This is a genomic window from Bradyrhizobium sp. 154, from assembly GCF_023073875.1.
In the GTDB taxonomy this organism is placed as follows: domain Bacteria; phylum Pseudomonadota; class Alphaproteobacteria; order Rhizobiales; family Xanthobacteraceae; genus Bradyrhizobium.
The window spans coordinates 96,447-121,154 of the sequence record NZ_JADPKG010000030.1; the positions used below are offsets into that span (position 1 = coordinate 96,447).

Annotated in this window: 25 protein-coding genes; 13 read left to right on the forward strand and 12 right to left on the reverse strand. The window is 64.1% G+C overall.

What is annotated here, in order from left to right:
• Positions 1-62: 62 nt before the first annotated feature.
• The 3 genes from IVA92_RS06045 to IVA92_RS06055 are packed head-to-tail and all read right to left on the reverse strand — an operon-like array spanning position 63 to position 3,283.
• Positions 63-1,619, reverse strand: a complete 1,557-nt coding sequence (locus IVA92_RS06045) for an MDR family MFS transporter (RefSeq protein ID WP_247281969.1) — start codon at positions 1,617-1,619, stop codon at positions 63-65.
• A gap of 19 nt (positions 1,620-1,638) precedes the next feature.
• A complete protein-coding gene (locus tag IVA92_RS06050) occupies positions 1,639-2,808 on the reverse strand; it encodes an HlyD family secretion protein (protein ID WP_247281968.1) in 1,170 nt (389 codons plus the stop codon).
• Positions 2,801-3,283 carry a MarR family transcriptional regulator gene (locus tag IVA92_RS06055; protein WP_247281967.1) on the reverse strand — a complete coding sequence of 161 codons (483 nt, stop codon included), beginning with the start codon at positions 3,281-3,283 and terminating at the stop codon, positions 2,801-2,803. The genes IVA92_RS06050 and IVA92_RS06055 overlap by 8 nt, the downstream gene beginning before the upstream one ends.
• A gap of 157 nt (positions 3,284-3,440) precedes the next feature.
• Here IVA92_RS06055 and IVA92_RS06060 point away from each other — a divergent pair, with 157 nt between their 5' ends.
• The 7 genes from IVA92_RS06060 to IVA92_RS06090 all read left to right on the forward strand — a co-directional run bounded on the left by IVA92_RS06060 (position 3,441) and on the right by IVA92_RS06090 (position 9,904).
• Positions 3,441-3,935: a transcriptional repressor gene (locus tag IVA92_RS06060; protein WP_247281966.1), complete on the forward strand. Its 495-nt coding sequence runs from the start codon at positions 3,441-3,443 to the stop codon at positions 3,933-3,935.
• A gap of 120 nt (positions 3,936-4,055) precedes the next feature.
• Complete coding sequence (locus IVA92_RS06065; RefSeq protein WP_247281965.1) at positions 4,056-5,009, forward strand: DMT family transporter; 954 nt, start codon at positions 4,056-4,058, stop codon at positions 5,007-5,009.
• 12 nt (positions 5,010-5,021) lie between these two features.
• Positions 5,022-6,305 carry a flavodoxin-dependent (E)-4-hydroxy-3-methylbut-2-enyl-diphosphate synthase gene (gene ispG / locus IVA92_RS06070; protein ID WP_247281964.1) on the forward strand — a complete coding sequence of 428 codons (1,284 nt, stop codon included), beginning with the start codon at positions 5,022-5,024 and terminating at the stop codon, positions 6,303-6,305.
• Positions 6,306-6,682: 377 nt separating this feature from the next.
• Positions 6,683-7,579 carry a TauD/TfdA family dioxygenase gene (locus IVA92_RS06075; protein ID WP_247281963.1) on the forward strand — a complete coding sequence of 299 codons (897 nt, stop codon included), beginning with the start codon at positions 6,683-6,685 and terminating at the stop codon, positions 7,577-7,579.
• 175 nt (positions 7,580-7,754) lie between these two features.
• Entirely contained in the window at positions 7,755-8,147 is a 393-nt protein-coding gene (locus IVA92_RS06080) for a Rieske 2Fe-2S domain-containing protein (RefSeq protein ID WP_247281962.1), read from the forward strand.
• On the forward strand, positions 8,144-9,091 hold the full coding sequence (locus IVA92_RS06085) for a ring-hydroxylating oxygenase subunit alpha (RefSeq protein ID WP_247281961.1): 948 nt from the start codon (positions 8,144-8,146) through the stop codon (positions 9,089-9,091). Before IVA92_RS06080 ends, IVA92_RS06085 begins: the two co-directional genes overlap by 4 nt.
• 3 nt (positions 9,092-9,094) lie before the next feature.
• The gene (locus IVA92_RS06090; protein WP_247281960.1) at positions 9,095-9,904 is read left to right on the forward strand and encodes an N-acetylmuramoyl-L-alanine amidase; all 810 of its coding nucleotides are present in this window, start codon (positions 9,095-9,097) and stop codon (positions 9,902-9,904) included.
• Between the two features lie 110 nt (positions 9,905-10,014).
• Here IVA92_RS06090 and IVA92_RS06095 read toward each other — a convergent pair whose 3' ends face one another.
• The 3 genes from IVA92_RS06095 to IVA92_RS06105 form a co-directional block, all read right to left on the reverse strand.
• Positions 10,015-11,622, reverse strand: coding sequence for a Na+/H+ antiporter (locus tag IVA92_RS06095; protein WP_247281959.1), 1,608 nt, complete (start codon positions 11,620-11,622; stop codon positions 10,015-10,017).
• Between the two features lie 48 nt (positions 11,623-11,670).
• A complete protein-coding gene (bla, locus tag IVA92_RS06100) occupies positions 11,671-12,528 on the reverse strand; it encodes a class A beta-lactamase (protein WP_247281958.1) in 858 nt (285 codons plus the stop codon).
• A gap of 165 nt (positions 12,529-12,693) precedes the next feature.
• Positions 12,694-13,068, reverse strand: coding sequence for a nuclear transport factor 2 family protein (locus IVA92_RS06105; RefSeq protein WP_247281957.1), 375 nt, complete (start codon positions 13,066-13,068; stop codon positions 12,694-12,696).
• A gap of 95 nt (positions 13,069-13,163) precedes the next feature.
• Here IVA92_RS06105 and IVA92_RS06110 point away from each other — a divergent pair, with 95 nt between their 5' ends.
• Both IVA92_RS06110 and IVA92_RS06115 read left to right on the forward strand, forming a co-directional pair.
• Positions 13,164-13,592, forward strand: a complete 429-nt coding sequence (locus tag IVA92_RS06110; RefSeq protein ID WP_247282055.1) for a GFA family protein — start codon at positions 13,164-13,166, stop codon at positions 13,590-13,592.
• Positions 13,593-13,769: 177 nt separating this feature from the next.
• On the forward strand, positions 13,770-15,590 hold the full coding sequence (locus IVA92_RS06115) for a caspase family protein (RefSeq protein WP_247281956.1): 1,821 nt from the start codon (positions 13,770-13,772) through the stop codon (positions 15,588-15,590).
• Positions 15,591-15,650: 60 nt separating this feature from the next.
• On the opposite strand, the gene IVA92_RS06120 is transcribed toward IVA92_RS06115, so the two are convergent.
• Both IVA92_RS06120 and IVA92_RS06125 read right to left on the reverse strand, forming a co-directional pair.
• Positions 15,651-16,343: a DUF1345 domain-containing protein gene (locus IVA92_RS06120; protein ID WP_247281955.1), complete on the reverse strand. Its 693-nt coding sequence runs from the start codon at positions 16,341-16,343 to the stop codon at positions 15,651-15,653.
• A gap of 9 nt (positions 16,344-16,352) precedes the next feature.
• Positions 16,353-17,276 carry a polyprenyl synthetase family protein gene (locus IVA92_RS06125; RefSeq protein ID WP_247281954.1) on the reverse strand — a complete coding sequence of 308 codons (924 nt, stop codon included), beginning with the start codon at positions 17,274-17,276 and terminating at the stop codon, positions 16,353-16,355.
• A 160-nt stretch (positions 17,277-17,436) separates the two neighbouring features.
• Here IVA92_RS06125 and mtgA point away from each other — a divergent pair, with 160 nt between their 5' ends.
• The 3 genes from mtgA (at position 17,437) to IVA92_RS06140 (ending at position 19,258) form a co-directional block, all read left to right on the forward strand.
• Positions 17,437-18,111: a monofunctional biosynthetic peptidoglycan transglycosylase gene (gene mtgA / locus IVA92_RS06130; protein ID WP_247281953.1), complete on the forward strand. Its 675-nt coding sequence runs from the start codon at positions 17,437-17,439 to the stop codon at positions 18,109-18,111.
• A 170-nt stretch (positions 18,112-18,281) separates the two neighbouring features.
• Entirely contained in the window at positions 18,282-18,464 is a 183-nt protein-coding gene (rpmF, locus tag IVA92_RS06135) for a 50S ribosomal protein L32 (protein WP_007598106.1), read from the forward strand.
• A 140-nt stretch (positions 18,465-18,604) separates the two neighbouring features.
• On the forward strand, positions 18,605-19,258 hold the full coding sequence (locus tag IVA92_RS06140) for a hypothetical protein (RefSeq protein WP_247282054.1): 654 nt from the start codon (positions 18,605-18,607) through the stop codon (positions 19,256-19,258).
• Here IVA92_RS06140 and IVA92_RS06145 read toward each other — a convergent pair whose 3' ends face one another.
• A complete protein-coding gene (locus IVA92_RS06145; protein ID WP_247282053.1) occupies positions 19,259-19,519 on the reverse strand; it encodes a hypothetical protein in 261 nt (86 codons plus the stop codon). It abuts the gene before it with no gap.
• Positions 19,520-19,739: 220 nt separating this feature from the next.
• On the opposite strand from IVA92_RS06145, the gene IVA92_RS06150 reads away from it, so the two are divergent.
• On the forward strand, positions 19,740-21,434 hold the full coding sequence (locus IVA92_RS06150; protein WP_247281952.1) for a bifunctional diguanylate cyclase/phosphodiesterase: 1,695 nt from the start codon (positions 19,740-19,742) through the stop codon (positions 21,432-21,434).
• An 88-nt stretch (positions 21,435-21,522) separates the two neighbouring features.
• On the opposite strand, the gene IVA92_RS06155 is transcribed toward IVA92_RS06150, so the two are convergent.
• The 3 genes from IVA92_RS06155 to IVA92_RS06165 form a co-directional block, all read right to left on the reverse strand.
• Positions 21,523-23,031, reverse strand: a complete 1,509-nt coding sequence (locus IVA92_RS06155) for a tripartite tricarboxylate transporter permease (RefSeq protein WP_247281951.1) — start codon at positions 23,029-23,031, stop codon at positions 21,523-21,525.
• Between the two features lie 4 nt (positions 23,032-23,035).
• A complete protein-coding gene (locus IVA92_RS06160) occupies positions 23,036-23,521 on the reverse strand; it encodes a tripartite tricarboxylate transporter TctB family protein (protein WP_247281950.1) in 486 nt (161 codons plus the stop codon).
• A 154-nt stretch (positions 23,522-23,675) separates the two neighbouring features.
• Positions 23,676-24,653, reverse strand: a complete 978-nt coding sequence (locus tag IVA92_RS06165) for a tripartite tricarboxylate transporter substrate binding protein (protein ID WP_247281949.1) — start codon at positions 24,651-24,653, stop codon at positions 23,676-23,678.
• Positions 24,654-24,708: the final 55 nt, after the last annotated feature.

Consider the following 24,708-nt stretch of genomic DNA (forward strand, 5'->3'; position numbering starts at 1 on the left):
GGCCCCGGCTCAGCAGCGCATCAGTTGCGTGCTGCGCTGCGTCCGGGGCACGGGACCGATCACTACTCCATCACCGCATGCTCCGGCCCGGCGGCCTGCTTGCGTAGTGTGGCCTTGGTCGAGCCGATCAGCAAAGCGAGCGGGATGGTGCAGAGGATGAAGACCATCACCAGCTGGTAATCGTGCGCGAAAGCGATGATCTGCGCCTGCACGCTGACCATTCTGTCGGTCATGGCGCGGCCGGCGTCTGTGGAAAGATTGATCATGCCGCTGACGCTGGGCATCTGGAGCGCATGGTTGAACGGGTTGATGTGCTCGGAGAGAATCGCATAAGTCCGCCGCGTTCCCTGCGTCAGCTGGGCGATGACGACGGAGATGCCGACTGAGCTTGCGACGTTGCGCATCAGGGTCAGCATCGCGGTGCCGTCGGTACGCAGCTCGTTCGACAGCGTCAGGAACGCCACGGTCGAGAGCGGCACGAAGACAAGGCCGAAGCCGAAGCCCTGGATGACGCTGACCGTGACGATCTCCGGTACCTGGGTCAGGTCGGTCCAGCCGGTCATCTGGAACAACGAGCCCGCGGTCAGCGTGAGGCCTGCGATGATCAGCGTGCGGGCCTCGACATAGCGCATCATGCGGCCGACCAGCATCATGGCGAAGAAGGTGCCGATGCCGCGGCTCGCCAGCAGCAGGCCGGCGGTGATGATGGGATAGCCGATCACGTTCTGCATGTAGGGCGAAGCCAGCGCCATGGTCGAGAACAGCACGAGCCCCATCACGACCATGAACACGCAGCCGGTGACGAAGTTGCGATCCCGAAACAGCGCGAAGCGGATGAACGGCGTCGATGTCGTGAAGGAGTGCGCGAGGAAGAAGTAAAAGGCGACAGCGGAGACGATGAATTCCGCCAGGATCTCGCTCGACTCAAGCCAGCCGAGCTGCTCGCCGCGGTCGAGCGCAAGCTGAAGTGCGCCGATCGCGATCGCCAGCGCGGCGAAACCGAACCAGTCGAACTTCAGGCTGAAATCCTTCCGGGTCTCGTCCATGAAGACGATCAGCCCGAGCACGGTGATGGCGCCGAAGGGCAGGTTGACGAAGAACACCCAGTGCCAGGAATAGGTCTCGGTGAGCCAGGCGCCCAGCGAGGGGCCCATGATCGGGCCCATCATCACGCCCATGCCCCAGATCGACATCGCCTTGGCGCGCTCCTGGAGCGTGTAGTAGTCGAGCATGACCGACTGAGACAGCGGCACCAGGGCGGCGCCGAACACGCCTTGCAGCAGGCGGAACAGCACCATCTGGTTGATGTCCTGGGCGAGGCCGCACAACACCGACGCCATGGTGAAGCCCGCCGAGCAGATGATGAAGATGCGCTTGCGGCCGAAGCGGTTGGCGATCCAGCCCACCGGCGCCGTCATAATCGCGGCGGCGACGATGTAGGAGGTCAGCACCCAGTTGATCTGATCCTGCGAGGCGGACAGCGTGCCTTGCATGTAGGGCAATGCGACATTGGCGATGGTGGTGTCCAGCGCCTGCATGATGGTCGCGGTCATGGCGCAGATCGTCACCATGTTCCGGCGCAGGCCTGGGACCATCAGACTGGCATTGGGGCCGGACATCGATCAGTCCTTCTCAGGTTTATTCTTTGTCCTGGCCTTGGCCCGCGGTCGCTGACAGGCCAAGCAGGCCGGCGAGCGAGCGCCGATGGCCGGTGTCGATGGTGGCGTAGACGCTCATGCCGGCCTTCAGTTTCCGCACGTATTTGTCGGTCTCGTCGAAATAGATCCGGATCGGCACGCGCTGCACCACCTTGACGAAATTGCCGGTGGCGTTCTGCGGCGGCAGGATCGCGAATTGCGCGCCGGTGCCGGGCGAGAGCGATCCGATCTTGCCCTTGAAAAGGTGGTTCGGAAATGCGTCGACTTCGAGCGTGACGGGCTGTCCTTCGGTGACGTAGGTGAGATCGCTCTCCTTCGGATTGGCATCGACCCAGGGATGGGCGACGTCGATGATGGAGAACACCGGCGTGCCGGCGGCGACGTAGCGGCCGAGCTGGATCTGTTCCACTTGCGTGGCCACGCCGTCCATCGCCGCGCGCAGGACGGTGTGGTCGAGGTTGCGCTGGGCGTCGTCCAGCTTGGCTTTCGCCTGCGCGTAAGGCGGGAACTGCTCCAGCGGCAACGAGGGATCGCCCAGCAATTGCGTCTTGGCGTTGGAGAGCTGCTGCTTGATGTATTGTGCCTGTGCGCCTGCGGTCACCAGCGCGTTGGCAGCGTTGTCGAGATCGAGCTGCGAGCCGTAATTGTTCTTGACCAGCGCCTGCTTGCGCTCGACATCGCGTTGCTTCAGGTCGACGCCCTGCTGGGCAAGGTTGAGCATGTCGCCGTAGATCTTGATATTGGCGACGAGGTTCTCATAGGTCGTGCGGGCCTGCGCGAGCTGCGCCTTGGCTTCATCCACTGCGTGGCGGAACGGAACGGGGTCGATCTCGAACAATTCGTCGCCCTGCTTGACGGACTGTCCTTCTCTCACGATCACCTTCTGAATCTTGCCCGAGATGTCGGGCGTCACCAGCACCTTCTGCGCACCGACATAGGCGTCGTCGGTGCCGACATAGCGGCCGCCATGGAGATAGAAGGTGATGCCGCCGATGGCGACGGTGACCGGCAGGACGACCAGGAGGAGGAAGCGGCGGTAGCGGCGCAGGCCCGCCGCCACGCGGCGGCGCGGATCCGTGCCAGCCTTCTTTGTGGGCTTGCCGCCGTCGATCTTCTGCTCGGGCTGGAACTTGAGGACCTGATCAGCCATAGCGCTGCTCCTTGCGTGCTTGTTCCGCTCCGGATGTCTGGATCGCGGTCCGCACGTTTTCCTTGATCGTTTCGAGCTGGGTGAGGAGGCGGTGGGCGTCGGCCGCGTTGATGCCGTCGAGCGCATTGGCGGTGATTTCGGACTTCAGCCCGCTCATCCGGCCGAGCAATGTCCGGCCCGCCTTCTTCAGATACAGGCGCTTGACGCGGCGGTCCGAGGCGTCGCTGCGGCGCTCGATCCAGTCATTGTCGCAGAGCTTGTCGATCAGGCGCGTCAGCGTGATCGGCTGCATCTCGAGGAGCTCGGCGAGCTCCGACTGCTTCATGCCCTCGCTGCGCTCGACTTTGGACAGCACGGCCCATTGCGCGCGGGTGATGCCGAAACGGGACGCCTCCTTGTCGGCATAGACACGCAACAAGCGGTAGAGCTCACCCAGCGTGAACAGGAAATTCTGGTCGACCGACCCTCGGGTCATGAGCTTCGTCTCCAATAAGCCTGGAATATAATAAGCAAGCTTATGATTATTTCATGGCGGATTAGCGGGACGCCGTCCCGCTCCAAGAGCATGGCTGGCAGCCGCGTTGCCGGTCGCGCTTTGGGTTCCATCAGCAAAATGCTAGAACGCGTCCCGCATGACCCTCGCAAACACGGCATTTCCCGCGCCCGATCACGATCACGACCGCTGCACTGCGGATGCGCTGGCGCATGCCGAACAGGTCTGCGAGCAGCGCGCGCAGAAATTCACGCCGATCCGCCGTCAGGTGCTCGGGGCGCTCCTCTCCAGCCACCGCCCGCTTGGCGCCTATGAGGTGATCGACGAACTCGCCAAGTCGATGGCGCGACCAGCGCCGATCACGGTCTATCGTGCTCTCGATTTTCTGATGGCCAACGGCCTCGTGCATCGCATCGAGAGCCGTAACGCCTATTTGGCCTGCGCCGCCCATGACCACGACGCGACCTCGGCGGTGGCGTTCCTGATTTGCGAACGCTGCGGCCTGGTCGGCGAGATCCCGTCGGCCTCCTTCGCCAAGGAACTCAATGCCGCTGCGCGCAGCTCAGGCTTCGCTCCTAAATTGTCCGTGGTGGAGATCACGGGCATCTGCACCCATTGTCAGAAAGCTGCCTGAAGAATGCGATCAACTCGACCCAAGGCCGCGGTGTCCACCTCTCCCCGCTGGGGAGAGGTAAAGAGCCCCACCGTCCGATCGCTCAAGTAACAACGGCACAACGCCGGTAGTCGGGAAGAGATGTCCTCACCACAAGCCATATCCTCCGCCGGTCGCCCGCTGAGCGTCGGCGCCATCGCCCTGATGCTGATGCTGTGCTTGACCTGGGGCTTCAACCAGATTGCGGTGAAGCTGGTGCTGCCGGATATCCCGCCGATGCTCCAGGCCACGATCCGCTCGATGGGCGCGCTGCCGGTGCTATTCATCATCGGCACCCTTCGTGACGTCAATTTCTTCGAACGTGACCGCACCTGGAAGCCCGGCCTGATCGCCGGATTGATGTTCGGAATCGAGTTCGTTCTGATCTTCCAGGGCCTGCGCTTCACACCGGCCTCTCGGGCGGTCGTCTTCCTCTACACCGCGCCGTTCTTCGTCGCGCTCGGCTCCTATCAGGTGCTCGGCGAACGGCTTGGCGGCACGCAATGGCTGGGACTGGCGGTGAGCTTTGCCGGCGTCGCGCTCGCCATCGGCGTGCCGCAGCCGGATGTCGATGCCAAGGTGTTGCTCGGTGACCTCATGATCGTCGGCGGCGCGGCGCTGTGGGCGGCAACCACGCTGGTCGCCAAGGGCACGCGGCTGCGCTTCGCCGCGCCCGAGAAGGCGCTGGGCTATCAGGTCGCGACCTCGATCCCGATCCTCGGCCTGGCAGCCTGGCTGTTCGGCGAATCCGTCACGCATACGCCTGCGCCCCTGTCCCTCGCTCTCATGGCCTTCCAGGCGATCTGGGTGGTTGGAACCACGTTCACGCTTTGGTTCGCGCTGGTGAAGACGTATTCGGCCAGCAAATTGTCGGCTTTTACCTTCATCACCCCTTTGTTTGGCGTGGTCGGTAGCTATTTCATCATGCACGACACCCTAAGCCTGACATTCGGGGCCGCCGCGGTCCTTGTAATTGCTGGGCTTTTTCTGGTTAACCGTCCCAGCTCATCGGCTGCGGCGGCGCGCGATGCATTGCTGAACGTCACCAAAACCTGATATTTGGACCCCATGAACAAGCTCGAAAACCCTCTCGATTCCGACATCGCGGGCCCCGCGCCCCGGCACCGAACCACCCAGGTCAAGGTCGGCGACGTCTCGGTGGGCGGCGGTGCGCCGATCGTCGTGCAGTCGATGACCAACACCGACACCGCCGACATCGACGGCACCATTGCCCAGGTCGCAGCGCTCGCGCGCGCCGGCTCAGAAATGGTCCGCATCACCGTGGACCGGGAGGAGGCTGCCGCCGCCGTTCCGCACATCCGCGACGGCCTGCTCAAGCGCGGCATTACCACGCCCTTGATCGGCGACTTCCACTATATCGGTCACAAGCTGCTCGCGGCCTATCCGGCCTGCGCCGAAGCGCTCGCCAAATACCGCATCAATCCCGGCAATGTCGGCTTCAAGGACAAGCGCGACACCCAGTTCGCCGACATCATCGAGATCGCCAACAAGAACAACAAGCCAGTGCGCATCGGCGCCAATTGGGGCTCGCTGGACCAGGAACTGCTGACCAAGCTGATGGACGAGAACGCTGCTTCGGCCAATCCACGCGACGTGCGCGCGGTGACGCGCGAGGCCATGGTGCAGTCCGCGTTGTTGTCGGCCGCGCGCGCCGAAGAACTCGGCATGCCGAAGAACCGCATCATCCTGTCCGCCAAGGTCTCGGCGGTGCAGGATCTCATTGCGGTCTACCAGGATCTCGCCAGACGTTCCGACTATGCCATCCATCTCGGGCTGACCGAGGCCGGCATGGGCTCGAAGGGCATCGTGGCGTCCTCAGCCGCGCTCGGCATTCTCTTGCAGCAGGGCATCGGCGACACCATCCGCATCTCGCTGACGCCGGAGCCCGGCGGCGACCGCACCCGTGAAGTGCAGGTCGGCCAGGAACTGCTCCAGACCATGGGCTTCCGCACCTTTGTGCCGCTGGTTGCGGCCTGCCCCGGCTGCGGCCGCACAACCTCGACCACGTTCCAGGAGCTGGCCCGCTCGATCCAGGATTTCATCCGTGATGAGATGCCGAACTGGAAGACAAAATATCCCGGCGTCGAAGAGCTCAACGTCGCGGTGATGGGCTGCATCGTCAACGGCCCCGGCGAGTCCAAGCACGCCAATATCGGCATCTCGCTGCCCGGCACCGGCGAAGCCCCGGCCGCCCCGGTCTTCGTCGACGGCAAGAAGTTCCGCACGTTGCGCGGCCCGACGATCTCCGCCGACTTCAAGGCGCTGGTGATCGACTATATCGAACAGCGCTACGGCCAAGGCGCCAAGGTGCCGGTGACGGCGGCGGAGTGATCGAGGTCAGCACCGCTTCGGTTGCTCATATGCTTCGCCCCAATCCGGGTCCGCTGGTTCGGTAAGATCGACACCAGAGGGAACGAATGTAACGTCCTTCGACGCTCCGAACAGCGGATGGCGTCCGCTCGGCTTCGGAGGCTGAGAAGGGAGTGTCGAAGGATCATCCTCGGCCATTTGTTTCTCCCCGATTTTTCGCCCAACCTATCGGAAAAAGCATCAGCGCGCATCGCCGGGCCCATCAAGCGCCTGTGGCCCGGATGGAGCGAAAGCGAAATCCGGGGCCTTGCCCATCGTGGAACGACCGTTCTCAGATTGCGCATCGTTCCAGCCGGGCTACATTGCTCTCAATCAACAATGATCGGGAGCCAACCGCCATGAGCTCACTCGCCGGCAAGCAGGGTCCGCGCTATCGCCACACCGCCGAAGACGGTGCTCCCTACGAGACCATCGCGGTTGAAAAGCTCACCCCGATCATCGGCGCGGAAATCTCCGGCGTCGACATCGGCAGGCTCGTCGAGGGCGACACCCGCTCCAACCGGCAGATGGACGAGATCCACCGCGCGCTTGCCGAAAACCTCGTGATCTTCTTTCGCGATCAGCACATCACGCCAAAACAGCATCTCGCCTTCGGCCGCAAGTTTGGCGAGCTGCATTTTCATCCCGCTGCGCCGCATGAGGATGAAGACCCGGCGCTGATGAAAATCTATGCCGACAAGAACTCGCCGCGTGCCAATGGCGAGGGTTGGCATTCGGATGTGTCCTGCGATCTCGAGCCGCCGATGGGCTCGATCCTCTACATTAAGCAATGTCCGCCGCGCGGTGGCGACACGCTGTTCGCCAACATGTATGCAGCCTATGAGGCGCTGTCCGATCGCATGAAGGTCTATCTCGACGGGCTCACTGCGCTGCATGACGGCGAGCCGATTTATCGTGGACTCTACGCCAATTACGGCGTCGCGGACCGCCCCTCTTATCCGCACGCCGAGCATCCCGTGGTGCGAACGCATCCGGTCACCGGCAGGAAGGCGCTCTATGTCAACCGCGGCTTCACCCGCCACATCAACGGCATCCCGCGCGACGAGAGCGACGCGATGCTCGCCTATCTCTATCAGCACGCCGAAAATCCGCTGTTCCAATGCCGCTTCCGCTGGACCGAGAACGCCATCGCGTTCTGGGACAACCGCTGCACCCAGCACCGCGCGATGTGGGATTACTGGCCGCATACGCGCTCGGGCACGCGCGTGACGGTGAAGGGTGAGCGGCCGGTGTAAGCTCGTGCCCGGACGCAGCGCAGCGCGGTAGAGCGGGGCCCTAGGTGGCAGCGATGGCCCGGCTCTGCGTCGCGGCATTTCATGGCGCGCCACGTCCGGGACAGGGGGCGCTATCTTGCGTTGACGCCCTTGCGCTCTCGCGCCAATCTTCCCGAAAACAAATCGGGAGGATCACATGCTCCGCGCCGAGGACAACAAGTTCCTGACCGAGTCCGGCCCCGGAACGGGCATGGGCGAGCTGCTGCGCCGCTTCTGGATTCCCGTCCTGCTCTCTGAAGAGCTCCCCGAGCCTGACGGCGAGCCGAAGAAGATCATCGTGCTCGGCGAGGAGCTGCTCGCCTTTCGCGACTCAAACGGCGTCGTCGGTGTCATCGACCAATATTGCCCGCATCGCGGCGCCAATCTCTGGCTCGGGCGCAATGAGGAATGCGGCATCCGCTGCGTCTATCATGGCTGGAAGTTCGACACCGACGGACGTTGCGTCGACATGCCGACCTCCTATCCCGATCTCAACGCCAAGGATCTGATCCGCATCAAATCCTATCCGGTCCGCGAATGGGGGAGATGATCTGGGCCTATATGGGCCCGGCCGAAGCGATGCCCGAGCTGCCCGATCTCGAGCTGGCGCTGCTGCCGGCTTCGCATCGCTACGTCAGCAAGAAGTGGCAGGATTGCAACTGGGTGCAGGCGCTCGAAGGCTCGATCGACACCGCGCATTTCACCTTCGCCCATCTCTCCTTCGACAAGGAAGAGAACGAGATTCTGGACATCAAGAGGCATTTTGTGAATCCGCTCACCCGCGTGAACACGGACCATATGCGCTGGATCGCCGAGGACCCGCGCCCGATCATCAAAGTCAGCTCCCACGAGGCGGGGCTGACCATCGCCGGTGGCCGGCTGACCGGCGGCGACAACATCTACTGGCGCATCGCGCAATTCCTGATGCCGTTCCACGCCTATGCGCCGAGCGCGATGCCGGGCGAGAATATCTTTGGCCAGACCTTCGTGCCTGTGACCGACACCAATTGCTGGATCTACACCTATGCCTGGAATCCGGAGCGTCCGTTGACGCAAGCCGAGCGCGACGCTTTTGATCGCGGTAATGGCGTGATCGCGGAGGTCGACGACAATTACGTGCCGCTCCGCCACAAGGGCAACGACTATTTGATCGACCGCAAGCTCCAGAAGACCAGGAGCTACACCGGCATCAAGGGCGTCTCCGAGCAGGACGCTGCCGTGCAGGACAGCCAGGGGCCGATCGCCGACCGCACCCGCGAGCATCTCGGCCCGACCGATCTCGGCATCATGCATTTCCGCAAAACCGTCATGGATCTGGCGCGGGCGCTCCAGCACGGCGAGCCGCCGCCGCAGGCGGCGCACCAGGATCGCTACGCGGTGCGCTCCGGCGCCTGCGTCACCAGCAAGACCAAGGACCTGCCCGCGGTGATGCTGGAACGTTTCGGTGATGTCGCGGGCTTCGTCGGCCGCCCGCGGATCGCGGCAGCGGAGTAGAGCTTGGGGCAGTCGCGCAGCATCATCGCCGGGCTCATCGCCTCGATCCTGCTGTCGCCGCTCGCGCTTGTCGACGTCGGCGAGGCTGCTGCTACGCGAAAGATCGCGAGACCCAGGCCGAAGCCGTCGCCGGCCAAATGCGAGATGGCGAAATTCCGCATCGTCGTGGATGTCGGGCACACCCCAGACGCCTACGGCGCATTGAGCGCGCGCAATGATCCGGAGTTCGGCTTCAACTTGCGTCTCGCAAGTCTCATCACCGCAAGACTCAAATCCGAAGGTTTTGCCGCAACCCGCCTGCTCGTGACGAACGGCAAGGCGAGAGCGAGCCTGTTCAAGCGTGTTAGTGCCGCGAATGACGGCCGCGCCGATCTGTTCCTGTCGGTCCATCACGATTCGGTGCCGGACAAGCTGCTCGAGACCTGGGAATTCGATGGCGCAAACAGCTATTTCAGCGACCGCTTTTCGGGCCACTCGCTGTTCGTGTCGCACCAGAATCCGCACTTCGCCACCAGCCTGTTGCTGGCACGGATGATCGGCAGGCAGCTGAAAGAGCAGGGCCTGCACTATGCGAGGCAATACACCCTTCCAGTGATGGGCCACTACCGGCGCCAGCTGCTCGACAAGGACGTCGGCGTCTATCGCTACGACGGGCTCGTCGTGCTCTCGCGGACGAGAAGCGCCGCGGTGCTGCTCGAGGCCGGCTCGATCATCAACCGCGACGAGGAGATGGAGATGAATTCGTCGGAGCGGCAGGACGCGGTCGCGGGGGCCGTTGCGGCTGCGATGAGGGAGTTCTGCGAGAGGCGATAGACTGCCTGTTCGTTCAAACAACTGTCATTGCGAGCGCAACGAGGCAGTCCAGGCGGCCGCGGTGGAAAGAGTCTGGATTGCTTCGGTGCGCTCGCAATGACGGCGGGAAGCTACAGCGGCGCGCCCCGATACTCCCGATTCGCCAAACTCGCCTCCTCAAGGTCCAGGTCGCGCTCGATCCTTCGCCTTGTCTCGTCGGTGATTTGGCCGTCGCGCAGCAGGTCGTGGATGAATTTGCGCTCGGCGACGATCAGCTCCCGGGTCAACGCGATGCCGGCGGCGGAGACGTCGTGGTGCGTAGGATCGAGCAAATCCGGAAGCTGGCTGATGCGGATCTCGTGGCGAGCACGGAGGAGCCGCATCACCTCGTCGGACACCTCCTTCTCCGCTGTCAGCGCGTCGAGCGATTTGAGTGCTGCCTCGAGAGCCTGACGACGCGCGGCGATCTCGGCCTCATGCTCGCCGACATGCTCGTTGCGGCCGGCCTCGGCGACGCCGAGCCAGCGCACCACCGGCGGCAGCGTCAGGCCGACACCGATCAGGGTGATGAAGATGACGCCGAAAGCGACGAACAGGATCAGGTCGCGATATGGGAACGCCTCGCCGCTCGGCAGGGTGAACGGCAGCGCCAGCGCAGCCGCCAGCGACACCGCGCCGCGCACGCCGGTGAAGGCGAGCGTGAACACCCATTGCCAGGGCGGCGACGGATCGCGCTCGCGCAGCGATTTGCTGAACATCCGCGGTAGATAGGTCGCGGGATAGAGCCAGGCGAAGCGCGCAATGACGACGATCACCAGGACCACGGCGGTCGCGATCACGATGTCGTCGAGCGGAAAGGCCTTCGACTTCTCGTACAGCGCGCGCATCTGAAAGCCGGTGAGCAGGAACAAGAGGCCTTCGATCAAATAGATCACGAGGTCCCAGAAGAAGATGCCCTGCAGGCGCGTCGCGGAAGAAATCAGCAGCGGGCCGTTCCAGCTCACATAAAGGCCGCAGGCGACCGTCGCGATCACGCCGGAGCCGCCAACATGTTCGGGCAGCCAATAGGAGACGTAAGGCGTGATCAGCGACAGCGTGAGCTCGACCTGCGGATCCCCCGACCATTTGCGGAGACGCAGGGAAAGCCACCCCACGCCGATGCCGAAGGCGATCTCGCCGGCGATGATGAGGAGGAATTCGCCGGCCGCCAGTGGCAGCGAGAAATGGCCGACCATGATTGCAGCGAGCGCAAAGCGGTACAGGATCAGCGCGGTGGCGTCGTTGGCGAGCCCTTCGCCCTCGAGCACGACCAGGATTCGCCGCGGCATGTGCAGCCGGCGTGCGATGGCGAGCGGCGCCACCACGTCGGGCGGCGCGACGATGGCCCCCAACAGGAAGGCAACGGTCCAGGGCAGGCCGATCATGTAATGCGTGGCGGCCGCCACCATTGCCGCAGTGAAGATCACCGCGCCGACCGCGAGCAGCACGATCGGGCGCAAATTCTTCCTGAACTCGCGCCAGCTCATAGCGACGCTTGCCGAGTAGATCAGCGGTGGCAGCACCATCAGCAGCACCAGTTCCGGCGGCAGTTCAACCGACGGCATGCCCGGCACGAAGGCGAGGCCGACCCCGGCCAACATCAGCAGGATGGCAGGGGCGACGTTGAAGCGGCGTGCGGCCAGCGCCACGCCTGCCAGCACGGCCAGCAGGATGAGAAAGGTCTGAAACTTCGCTTCCATGATGGCCTGTCTTGACCCGGAAGCGGCGGCAACGTCAATGCGCGCGGCTCACGCCAGCCGCTCGGCCACCATCCGGCCGATCCGCGCGAAAGCCGCCGCGATCTGTGCGGCAGTCGGCGTGCCGCCTTGGACGTAGGCCGTAAGCAGGATCGGCGTGTCGGGCTTCGGCCAAGCCACCGCGATGTCGCCCGCTGCGTCCTTGCCATTGTAGCCGGTCTTGTCGCCGATCTTCCAGCCTGCGGGCAGGCCACCGCGCAGCCGGTTCGCACCGGTCTTGCAGTTCACCATCCATTCGGTGAGCTGCGCGCGCGAGGCCGGCAACAATGCTCCGCCCAGCATCATGCGGCGCAGGTTCCCGGCCATCGCCGCCGGCGTCGTCGTGTCCCGGGGATCGCCCGGCTGGGAGCGGTTGAGCTCGGGCTCGTTGTGGTCGAGCCGCGAGGTGGTATCGCCGATTGATCGCCAGAACGCGGTGAGCGCGGTCGGCCCGCCGATCCGCGCCAGCAGCAGATTGGCGCAAGTGTTGTCGCTGAGCTCGACGATCGCCTTGCACATCTCGGTGACCGACATTGCGCCGGCCGCCAGATTTTGCTTCGCGACCGGCGCGTATTCCAAGAGGTCGTCCTGGCCGTAGGGAATCATGGCGGCAAGCTGTTCCTCGCCGCGGTCGACCCGCGCCAGCACACAGGCCGCGAGCGAGGCCTTGAATGTCGAGCACATGACAAACCGCTCGTCGGCGCGCCAAGCGAGTTTGGCGCCGGTCGCGAGATTTTCCGCATAGACGCCAATCCGCCCGACGCTCTCGCGTTCGTATGTTTCGAGTTCAGGCGGCGCATCCGCGGCCAGCGCAGGAGATGCGGCCATCCAGCACAGCGAGGCAAGCAGGGAGCGGCGGTCGAGCAGCATGGGGGACTTTCGCGCGAATGAAGATGGGGGATGCGGCGCACTCTATCCGCATTGTCGTTGCGAGCGGAGCGAAGCGGAGGGATTCTGGATTGCCTCGCTTCACTCGCAATGATGGAGAATGGGAGACGAGCGCGCCCGATTTCGGGCAGCGGAAGGTTGAGCCCATCACTCTCTCAGGTCGTATCGATAAGATTTCGAGACAATCTGCCAACCGTCGGCGAGCTTCATCGCCACCAGGTAGTCGGTGAAATAGCGCGGCGGCAGCTGGCATCTGACCTTGACGAAGGCGGTCTTGTCGTCAGAACGGTCGATGGTGACGATGAAATCCTCTCGCGGCTTGCCTTCAGCCTTGCCGGAGGGACGCTTGCGCACGCGGTCGAGCCAGTCCGGCACGGTCAGCACCTGCAATTCGCCCTTCTCGACCCAGCGCAGGTCGGCGGAGGGATGGAAAATGGCGCCGAGCTTTTCGGCGTCGCCCTCATAGAGGCCGTCAAAATAGGATTGCACGACGGCTTCGAGACTTGAACGATTTGGGCTCATGGGTCATCCCTTTGAATGATGGCTTGAGGCGAGCTTAGTCGTACACATCAAAATGCGCTATGGAATGTCCAGACCGTTTGCGCAAGGACATCATGATGACTGGATCAGAGATTTCGAACGCTCGTATCCTGATCGGCGAATGCTATTGCCGTGCAGTGCGCTTCGAGGTGGCCGACGAATTCTCTTATGCGATGAACTGCCATTGCTCGAACTGCCGCCGCACCACCGGCTCCGCCTTCAAGCCGTTCGCCGGTATCGCGCGAGACAAGCTCCGCATCGTCAGGGGCGGCGACCAGCGGACTATTTTCGGCGACGATATCACCCACGATGTGCATTGCGCCCATTGTGGCTCCTTGCTCTATTCCCAGGTGCGTGAGGGAAAATGGGCCCATGTCGCTATGGGAGCTCTGATCGACACCCCCTCGATCCGGCCCAGCGCCCATATTTTCGTGGGCTCGAAAGCGCCCTGGCACGAGATCACGGATGACCTGCCGCAATATCGGGAGCATATCGGGGTTGACTGAGGGAACCCGGCCCGATCTGCTTCCCGGCGAACCACGGCCGCGCTGGCGCGACCAACAAAAGGGGTATTTCGTCCGGTTGCGGGCGCCGCCTTCGTGACCTCCATCACAAGCGCCGGTGGCGGATCCTGCTAAAGCGGTCCCAAAGGGCCCAGCGGCCCGAATTTCGGAAGTCGTGTCATGCGCAATTTGCTCAGACTTTGTCCGCTTCTCCTTGCCTTCGCGCTGCTGTTTGGCACTGATCCGGCTTTCGCCGGCAAGCGCGTTGCGCTGGTGCTCGCCAATTCGGCCTATCAGCATGCGCCGTTGCTGGCCAACCCGGTCAACGACGGTTCGGTGATGGCCAAGACGCTGAAGGAGGCCGGCTTCGACATCGTCGATTCCCGGCACGATTTGTCGGCGCTGGACACGCGGCGGGTGCTCCGCGACTTCGCGGACGCGACCCGCGATGCCGATATCGCCGTGGTCTATTATGCCGGTCATGGCATCGAGGTCGAGGGGTCGAACTATCTGATCCCGGTCGACGCCAGGCTCGAGCGCGACACCGACGTCTACGACGAGGCGCTCTCGCTCGACCGCGTCCTGGTTGCAGTCGAGCCCGCCAAGCAGCTCCGCCTGGTGATCCTGGATGCCTGCCGCGACAATCCGTTCGGCAAGAGGATGAAGCGCACAATCGCTTCGCGCGGCATCGGCCGCGGCCTCGCCCAGGTCGAGCCGACCAGTCCCAACACGTTGATCGCCTATTCGGCCAAAGCCGGCTTCACGGCGCAGGACGGCGACGGCGCTAACAGCCCGTTCACGGTCGCGCTGTCCAAGCATCTGGCGACACCGGGCCTCGACGTCCGCCGCGCCTTCGGATTCGTCCGCGACGACGTGCTCAAGTCGACTGGCAACAAGCAGGAGCCGTTCGTCTATGGCTCGCTTGGCGGCGAGGATGTTCCGCTGGTGCCGGTGAAGATGACGGCGGCGGCTCCGGCGGCACCTGTGGCGAACCCGCAGGCCGATATCCGCCGCGATTACGAGCTCGCGCTCCAGCTCGGCAACAGGGCGGCGTGGGATGCCTTCCTCGCCCAGCATCCCGACGGTTTCTATGCGAGCTTGGCCAAGCTCCAGCTCGAGAAGATCGGTGCCGAGCAGGCCCATGCGGCGGCGATCGCGAAGGCGAAACAGGCCGAGGCCGAGCGCGACCGCCTCGCCGCCCTTGGTGCGCAGAAGGATGCGCAGGCCAAAGCCGCAGCCGATGCGAAAGCCGCTGAGCAGGCGCAGCTTGCCGCCCAGAAAGCGAAGGAGCAGGCGCAGCAGCAGGCAGCCGTGGCAGAGCAGCAGCGCGTCAACCTCGCCGCTGCGGCACCCGGCGGTGCGCCGGCCAGCACGGCCGGTCCGGCCGGCACCAACGTTGCCTCGCTGACCCCCGCCACCGCACCGGCTGATCTCACTCGCACGGTGCAGTCCGAGCTCGGCCGCGTCGGCTGCTTCTCCGGGCAGGCCGACGGCAATTGGAATACGTCTTCGCAGCGCTCCCTGTCGCAGTTCAACCGTTATGCCGGCACCAAGCTCGACGTGAAGGTGGCGAGCACCGATGCGCTCGATGCGGTCAAGTCGAAACCGTCGCGCGTCTGCCCGCTGGTCTGTGAGCACGGCTTCAAGGTCGACGGTGATAAATGCACCAAGATCGTCTGTCGTGACGGCTATGCGGTCAACGACGACAATGAGTGCGAGAAGAAGCGTGCCGCCAAGCCGGCCAAGCCTGCGCTTGCGAAGCGCGACGACGGTGATGAACGTCCTGCACGGCAGCGTCGCCAGTCCGCCGGCGCTGGCGCAGCGGACGGTTACGGTGCTGCCGCCGGCATTGCTGCCGCCGCTGGCGCCAGTCGCGCTAAGGGTGGCGGGCAGGTGTTCTGCAATAGCGGGGGCTGCCGTCCGGTCCACCGCGGCTGCCATCTCGAATATCGCGGCGGAGGCGGCCCCGGCAACGACGCCAATGCCGAGGTCTGTTACTAGGATCGGGGTGTCCCTAAGGAATCGTCCTGGCGAATGCCAGCACGATTCCTTGGAGTGAGTTCAGGTCGCAATCGCGCTTGCCGCGATGTTCACCGTCAGCGCCAGCAACGCCGTGTTGTAGATGAACGACACGATGCCGTGCGCCGTTGCCGTGCGGCGGATGGTCTTGTCGGTGATGCCGACGTCGGAGACCTGCGCGGTCATGCCGATCACGAACGAGAAATAGACGAAATCCCAATAATCGGCGTGGTCTTCCTTGTCGCCGCTCGGAAACTGAAGGCCTCCTGCCGTACCGTGCCGATAATAATCATGCGCGTAATGCAGCGCGAAGGTCGTGTGCACGGCAGCCCATGACAGTGCGATTGTGGTGATCGCGATCGTCAGCTCCATGACGCCGCGATGCGACGTGCCGAGCTCGGAGACGATCGCCGCGATGCTCGCGAAGGCGCCGGTCGCCGTCACCAGCAGGATGACGAAGCGGCCGTCGTCCTGCATCGCAGCGGCGCGACGAATGTGCTGGTGGTCGTTGCACAGCATCATCGCATAGACCAGCACGAGGTAGACCGCGATCAGCGCGTCCCAGCCGAACAAGAGCCGCGTCACCAGCCGGTGCGTGCCCGGCAGCAGCAGGCAGACAAGGATGCCGACAGCGACCGCAACAAACGTTCGCGGCCGTGCATAAAGCAGCTGCATCGGCCGCGACATCTGGCGGAAGCGGGCGAGGACGGGATCCTCTTTGCCGCCGGCGGCCATCGATGCGCGTCAGTTCTTCCGTTCGGCGACGAATCGCGCCGCGGCTTGCAGCACCGCAGCGCGGTCGTCGAAGATCGACACAGCGCTGTCGGCTCGCGCGAGCAGGTCGCGCACGCGCTGCTTGGCGCCTTCAATGCCGAGCTGGGTGACGAAGGTGGTCTTGCCAAGCGCGGCGTCCTGGCCCGAGGGCTTGCCGAGCGCTGCCGCATCGCCCTCGACGTCGAGCAGATCGTCGGCGATCTGGAAGGCTTCGCCGAGCGCACGGCCGTAATCGTCGAGCGCCTGATATTCCGCACTCGAGGCCTGGCCGAGGATCGCGCCGGCGATGCAGCCATAGCGCAGAAGCGCGCCCGTCTTCATCTGCTGCAGGCGCGCGACATCGACGGGCTCGCGGTCGCCGAAGCGGCCTTCGCCGGCGAGGTCGAGGATCTGGCCACCGACCATGCCGCCAATGCCGGCGCAGCGCGCCAGCGCCCGTGTCAGCAGCAGCCGCACATTGGCGTCGCGATGGATCTCGTCGCGGGTGATGATGTCGAAGGCGAGCGTCAGCAGGCCGTCGCCGGCGAGGATTGCGGTGGCGTCATCGGTCTTCTTGTGCAGGGTGGGGCGGCCGCGGCGCAGGTCCGAATTGTCCATCGCCGGCAGGTCGTCATGGATCAGCGAGTAGCAGTGGATGCATTCGAGCGCCGCGCCCGCGAGCAGCGCGGCTTCGCGCGGCACACCGAACACGGCGGCGCTTTCGACCACCAGGAACGGCCGCAGACGCTTGCCGCCATTGAGGCTCGAATAGCGCATTGCGTCCATCAGTCGCTTGGGGCGGGCGATCTCATCGGGCAGGATGTCGTCCGACAACAGGCGCCCGAGCAGGGCCTCGGTGTCGTCAGCGGTCTTGTCCAGACGTTTGGCGAAATCGGACGGGGACGTGCCGGTCATCAAGAAAGGCTCCAGAACAAAAATTCGGCGGGACAATCCTTTATGAGTCGGCCCCAGTCAATCGTTTGGAAGGCCTAAAAACTGCTGGAAAAGGCCCGAATTATCACAGACTTAATGGCCGGCCCGTGGCCGCGTTTCATTTTGCGCCGGAAAGGTCGATTTGCGCATCGTCAAGATCCTGCTGGTCGTGCTCGCGGTCGTGGCTCTCGCGCCCTATGTGATCGCGCCGTTTTACCGGACCGGCCATCCGGTTTCGACGCTGATAGCCTGGCGTTCGCTTCGGGGCGCGCCGATGCAGCGCCAATGGATCGATCTGGCGGCGATGTCGCCGTATCTGCCGCGGTCGGTGGTGGCCGCCGAGGACGCGCATTTCTGCAAGCATCACGGCATCGATTGGGGGGCGCTGCGCGAGGCGATCGATGACGCCCAGGAGGACGGTACGCCGTTCCGGGGCGCCTCCACCATCACCCAGCAGGTCGCAAAAAACCTGTTCCTCTGGCAGGGGCGGGACTTCGTCCGCAAGGCGCTGGAATTCCCTTTGGCTCTGTGGATCGACCTCGTCTTGCCCAAGCAGCGAATCCTGGAGATCTACCTCAACATCGCAGAACTCGGCCCGCAGGGGCAGTTTGGCGTCGAGGCGGCCAGCCTCTATGCCTTCGGCAAGTCGGCCGCCAGCCTCTCCTCCCGGGAAGCCGCCCTTCTGGCCTCGATCCTGCCCAATCCGGTCAAACGCAGTGCCCGGACCCCCGGACCGGGTGTCAGGCGGCTGGCAGCAACCTATGTGGCGCGGGGGCAGGCGAGCTCGCTTGCGACCTGCTGGCACGAAAATCGCTGATTCCGGGCCCATTCCGGGCGTATTTTCCGGCCCAAGAGCCTAGCTTTACGGCCAGCCTTCCTCTATAAGCGCGGCCTTGATCGGCATTCAGCTCGCCTCGTATTGCGGGTGCTGAGCCGTCCCTTCGCGGACGATGCCCTGATGACACCAATCCCTAGAGGATAACTGAAATGGCCGTTCCGAGAAGAAAAACCTCGCCGTCGCGCCGCGGCATGCGCCGCTCGGCCGATGCCATCAAGAAGCCGACCTATGTGGAAGACAAGGACTCCGGCGAGCTCCGTCGTCCGCACCATCTCGACCTCAAGACCGGCATGTACAAGGGTCGCCAGGTCCTGAAGAAGAAAGAGTCCTGAGGGCAGGACCTTTCTTCGGGCGGGCCGATTGGCCTGCCTGATTTCGGCCACCCCATGAGATAGACGGGGAGGCGGCGGAGCAAATGCTTCGCCGCTGTATTATCCTGTCCGGATATCTTGATCGAGAAGGCATCTTGCCGATGGTCGGTTTCCCGCTACTTCTGATTCCGCTCGCGGTCTACAATATCATCGCCTTCCTGATGCCGACGGTGTCCTTTACGGACGTGCTGTTTAAGGTGCCGATGGTGTCCGGCGAGACTTGGCCGGTCACGCTTGCCGATCTGCTGCTCGCGCTCGGGGTGGTGCTGCTGCTGCTCGAGGTGGTCAAAGGCGCGCGGCCCGGCTCGAAATTCCTGATGGATCACCTGCTGTCGCTGATCGTGTTCGGCGCGGCCGCCGCCGAATTCGTGATGTGGCCCAAATTCGGCAATTCCACCTATTTCCTGCTTGTGCTGCTCGCGATGGCCGACTTCCTCGGCGGCATCGCCCAGCGCACGCGCCGTCGCGTCACCTATGTCGCCGAGACGACGATGGCTGCGCCACGCAAGGCCAAGCGCCAGGCCGAAGCGTCGGCGGACGATGTGGCGTCCGAGCGCAAATTCGAGCCGGTGATCGCGCCACAGCCGGCACCGGTCGTGCCACCCGCACCCTCGGCGCAATCCGTCGCCGAATCCGTGCTGACGGATCATCCCGCGCCGAAGCCGGTGCAAAGCGCGCCGTCGCCGGAAATCCCCTCGCCGCATCTTCAGCCGGGCAACGGCACGCCTTCCTCGCCGGATACACCGCCGCGCTGATCAAGCCACCTGCCGTGTCCGCGCGCTGACGCTCGGCAGCGGGCGCTTGCTGCCATAGGCCATCTGCGCATCTTCGGACGAGGCGCGGCGCAGCCGGCTCGCCTGGGGCAATTGCTCGGCATTGGCGATCAGCTGGGTGACGAAGCTCGGATCGGGTCGCGGCAGCGGTGCCTTATGGACCCACTGCAACGTCGGCATCAGCGGCACGAGGGCCGTGCCTGTCCCGTTGTCTCCTGCGTCCGCTCGATCAGTACTCAACATCGCAATCACCGTTGATCCGGCGGGATTGTCGCGTTTCGGGACGCTGGCGCCGGTGCGTGCCATGTACTCGCAAGCCCTATGCCGGCCGGGCCGGATTGGTTCCCGGGTGCCGACAAACGTGGTTTCCAAATTGTTTATCAACTTTGCCTAGGGTCGAGGCCGAATCTGGCTCTATCCTGTGCCGGCTCAGGACTTCCCGCTGTCCCGAAACGAGGCGACTTTGACCCCAGCATTGCCGCAAGCCTCCGACATCCTGGCCGCACTCGGCCAGGCCGTGTTCGCCTGGGACATCGCCAGCGACGTCATCGTCTGGGGTGAACAGGTCAGCGCCGTCTTCCCGGGCATTCCCGCCGAGCGGCTCGCCACCGGGGCCGAATTTGCCAAGCTGATCGAGCCTGCGCAATCGCTACGGAGCGCTGCGCTGGCGCAGACCTCTGCCGTGCACGGTGCCGGCGGCACGCCTTATCGGGTCGAGTACGGCGTGCGCATGAGTGCTTCCGATCCTGTGATCTGGGTCGAGGAAACCGGCCGCTGGTTTGCCGGTCCCGACGGCCGCCCCACGCGCGCGATCGGCTCCGTCCGCATCAACAACGAGCGTCATGCCCGCGACGAGGAATTGACGAAGCTGGCCCGGCTCGATCCGCTCACCGGCGAGCTCAACCGCTCCCATCTGATCGCGTCACTGGCCGAGGCGATCGAGGAGACGACCCGCTTCCGCTCGACCGCAGCCTTCATGCTGGTCGGCATCGATCATCTCGCCCGCGTCAACGACGCCTTCGGCTTCGACGTTGCCGACGCGGTGATCCTCGACGTCGCCAAGCGCATTCGCGCGCGCTTGCGCGGCGGCGACGTGCTCGGCCGCTTCTCCGGCAACAAGTTCGGCCTGATCCTGAAGAACTGCACCGTCGACGACATGAACGTTGCCGCCGAGCGCTTCCTCGCCGGCATCCGGGACGAGGTGGTACCGACGAAATCAGGCCCGGTCTCGGTCACCGCGTCGATCGGCGCGGTCAGCGTGCCGCGCTATGCCCGCACCACCGACGAGGCGGTCAACCGCGCCCATGAGACGCTCGACGCCGCAAAGCGCCGCCGCGTCGGCTCGTTCGCCGCATGGCGCCCGGATCCCGCGCGCGACGCGCAGCGCCGCGTTAACATCCGCGTCACCGACGAGATCGTCACCGCGCTGAACGAGCGCCGCATCAAGCTCGCCTATGAGCCGGTGGTCTCGGCCGCCTCGCGCGAACGCGCGTTCCACGAATGCCTGGTGCGGATGGATCAGGGCGATGGCCAGGTGCTGCTCGCACCCGACATCGTGCCGGTCGCCGAACGGCTCGGTCTGATTCGCCTCGTCGATCATCGCGTGCTCGAGCTCGTGGTCGCCGAGCTCGCGGCTGCACCCGACATCTGCCTCAGCCTCAACATCTCGCCCGATACGACCATGGATCCCGATTGGTGGGCGGGGATCGAGTCGCTGATGCTGGCTCATCCCGGCGTCGCCGAGCGGCTGATCGTCGAGATCACCGAAACGGTCGCGATTCAGGACATCGATGATGTCCGCGGCTTTGTCACGCGGCTGAAGAATTTCGGCAGCCGCATTGCCATCGACGATTTTGGCGCCGGCTACACCTCCTTCAGGAACCTGCGCAAGCTCGGCGTCGACATCGTCAAGATCGACGGCGCCTTCGTTCAGAACGTCACGCGGTCCGCCGACGATCGCGCCTTCGTGCAGACCCTGATCGACCTCGCCCGCCGCCTCGAAATCAAGACGGTCGCCGAATGGGTGCAGGACGAAGAGGCCGCAAGCATGCTGCGCGACTGGGGCTGCGACTACATCCAGGGTCGTCTGATCGGCCTCGCCTCAGCCGAGCGGCCATGGGGCGCACCGCCGGACAATGCGCTGCCTGCGGCAGGGTAGGTGTTTTCGTTTTCGTCGCGCGGGGATCTCGCTTCACCTCTCCTTTGCGGGAGAGGGCGGATACGTCAGGCAGTAAGTATAAACCTCCTCACGCCCCTTCGTCCAACGCCACCAGCTCACGCTTCTTGCGCAGCGCGGGCAACAGTGGTGCGATCAGCAGCACCATCGCCAGCGCAAGACACGCCGCCGAGATCGGCCGCTGCACGAAGGTCCAGAGATCGCCCTGCGACAGGATCAGCGACTTGCGCAGATTGTTCTCCAGCATCGGTCCGAGCACGAAGGCGAGTACCAGTGGCGCGGGCTCATAGCCGAGCTTGCGCATGAAATAACCGATGATCCCGAACGCGATCATCACGTAAACGTCGAACACGTTGTTGCTGGAGCAGTAGACGCCCAGGATCGTGAACAGGATGATCAGGGGGAAGAGGATGTTATAGGGCAGCTTGAGCAGTTGCACCCACATGCCGATCATCGGCAGATTGAGGATCAGCAACATGACGTTGCCGATATACATGCTGGCGACGATGCCCCAGAACAGGCCGGGGTTTTGTGTGATCAGCAGCGGCCCCGGTTGCAGGCCGTGAATGACGAACGCGCCGAGCAGCAGCGCCATCACCACGTTCGGAGGGATTCCCAAGGTCATCAGCGGAATGAACGCGCCGCCGGCCGCCGCATTGTTGGCGGATTCGGGGCCTGCGACGCCCTCGATCGCGCCTTGGCCGAACCGCTCCGGCGTTTTCGACAGCCGCTTCTCCAGCGCGTAAGACGCGAACGAGGCCACCACGGCGCCGCCACCCGGCAGGATGCCGAGCAGAAAGCCGAGCAGCGTACCGCGTGCTACGGGACCGGCGCTCGCCTGCCAATCGGCCTTGTTGGGCAAGAGCTGCGTGATCTTGGTGTTGATGATGTCGCGCTTGATCGCCTGCTCGGTGTTGAGCAGCACCTCGGCGACGCCGAACAGGCCCATCACGACGGGCACGAGGCCGATGCCGTCGATCAACTCCATGCGGCCGAAGGTCAATCGCGGCTGCGCCGTGATGCTGTCGAGGCCGATCAGGCCGAGCACGACGCCGATGCAGGCCATCAGCAGCGCCTTCGGCATCGAGCCCTGGGTCAGGAAAGTGAGCACGACGAGGCCGAGCACCATCAGGCTGAAATACTCGGCCGGGCCAAAGGCGATGGCGATACTGGCAAGCCTCGGCGCCACCAGCATCAGCGCGATCAGCGCAAAAGTGCCGGCGATGAAGGAACCGAAGGCGGAGATGCCGAGCGCGGGGCCGGCGCGGCCCTGCTTCGCCATCTGGTGGCCGTCGATGCAGGTGACAACGGAGGCAGCTTCGCCGGGGATGTTGACCAGGATCGACGTGGTCGAGCCGCCATACATCGAGCCGTAATAGATGCCGGCCATCATGATGATGCCGGATTCCGGCGTGCCCGACAGCGTCACCGGCAACAGCAACGACATCGCCGAGATCGGCCCGATGCCCGGCAGCACGCCGACCAGCGTGCCAATGAAGACACCGATGAAGCAATAGAGCAGGTTGATCCAGGTCAGCGCAACGCCGAACCCGTGCGCGACATTGGCGAGCGTATCCATGCGATCAGCCGATCCCGAACAGGCCAGAGGGCAGCTGAATCAAGAGCAGGCGCTTGAGCACCCACCACATGCCGAGCGGAACAAGCACGGCGATTGGAATCGCCAGCGTCCAGCGCACGGGATCGATCAGGCGCAACAGCAGCAGCATCAACGGGATCGACGACAACAGGAATCCCAGCGGCTCCAGTGCGAACGAGAACGCGGTGAGGCAGGCGATGACGAGAAGTGGCTTGCTCCAACGCACATTTTCCCAGCGTGAGGCCAGCGTTGGCCCGCCCTCGGTGATTGCCGAGATGATGATGCTGGTTGCGAACACGCATATCAGGATGCCCGTGTAGAACAGCACGTAGCCGGAGCCGGGATCGTTGATGGTGCCGAGCTTGAGCTTCAGCCCCGACCAGATCACGAAGGCGCCGAGTGCGAGCCCGATCGACCCGCCCCAGAGTTCGGAGTTGCTGAGGCGGAGTTTGACGTTGGTTTGGTTGTTCATCGCTTGTCTCTCAGCCGTTCCCCGGACGCTGCGCAGCACGAAGTGGTGCGCTGCAGATCCGGAGGTCCGATGGTTCGTGGCAAGGTGGTTCCGGCTCTGCGGTGCATCGCTGAAGAAGCGCTGCACCGCGTCCGGGACACGGAAGCGGCTCAGCCTATTTCTTCGCCAGCCCGAGTGTCTCGATCACCTTGCGCTCGGACTCCGTGACCTCGACAACGAACTTCTTGTAATCCTCTGTGTTCTTGTAGTTCGGCACCATGTCATATTTGGCGAGCGTTGCCACGACGGCCGGGTCTTCGACCGCCTTTTTGAACGCATCGTGCAGCTTGGCGACGATTTTCGGATCCATCCCCTTCGGGCCGGCGATGCCGAACGGGGAGTCATAGACCATGGGATAGCCGAGTTCCTTCAGCGTCGGTACATCCGGGTAATTCGGCGAGCGGGCACCAGTCCACACCATCAATAACCGCAGCTTGCCAGCGTCGACCAGCGGCCGCCATCCCGTGGAGTCTGCCTGAAGCATTGTATGCTGCCCCAGGACCGCGGCGTTGGTTTCCGCGCCGCCTTTGAACGGCACCTGGGTGAGCTTGATGCCGGACATCGCCGCGATCTGCTCCATGCCGATGTGCAGCGAGGTGCCGGTGCCCGGCGTCGCGTAGGTCACCTTGCCCGGGTTCGCCTTGGCGAACTCCACCACGTCCTTCCAACTCTTGAACTGGGACTCCGCGTTGGTGGTGACGCCGAAGGTATAGCCGGTGAGATGGATGATGTAGGTAAAATCCTTCGCCGGATCCCATGACACCTCCTGCATCAAGGGCAAGCGGAAGACGGTGATCGGGATCTGGGAGATGGTGTAGCCATCCGGCTTCGCGGCCGCGGCCATGGTTGCAGGCCCCACGGTGCCGCCGCCGCCGGCCTTGTTGTCGATCACGATGGGCTGACCCAGGACCTTCGAAGCGCTGTCGGCGATCGCCCGCATCGAGATGTCAGTCGAACCACCGGCCGGCCAGGGCACGATCAGCGTAATCGGCTTGGTAGGATAGTCCTGCGCACTGGTGGCAGTGGAGAGCACTGCGCCTATGACCGCATGTATGGCGGCAAAGGCAATCGTCTTCAGCCCGGATCGCGACATAGAAACGCCTCCCTCGCAGCGGCCTCGCTCAAGCCGCCGTCTCTCATTTTGTGGG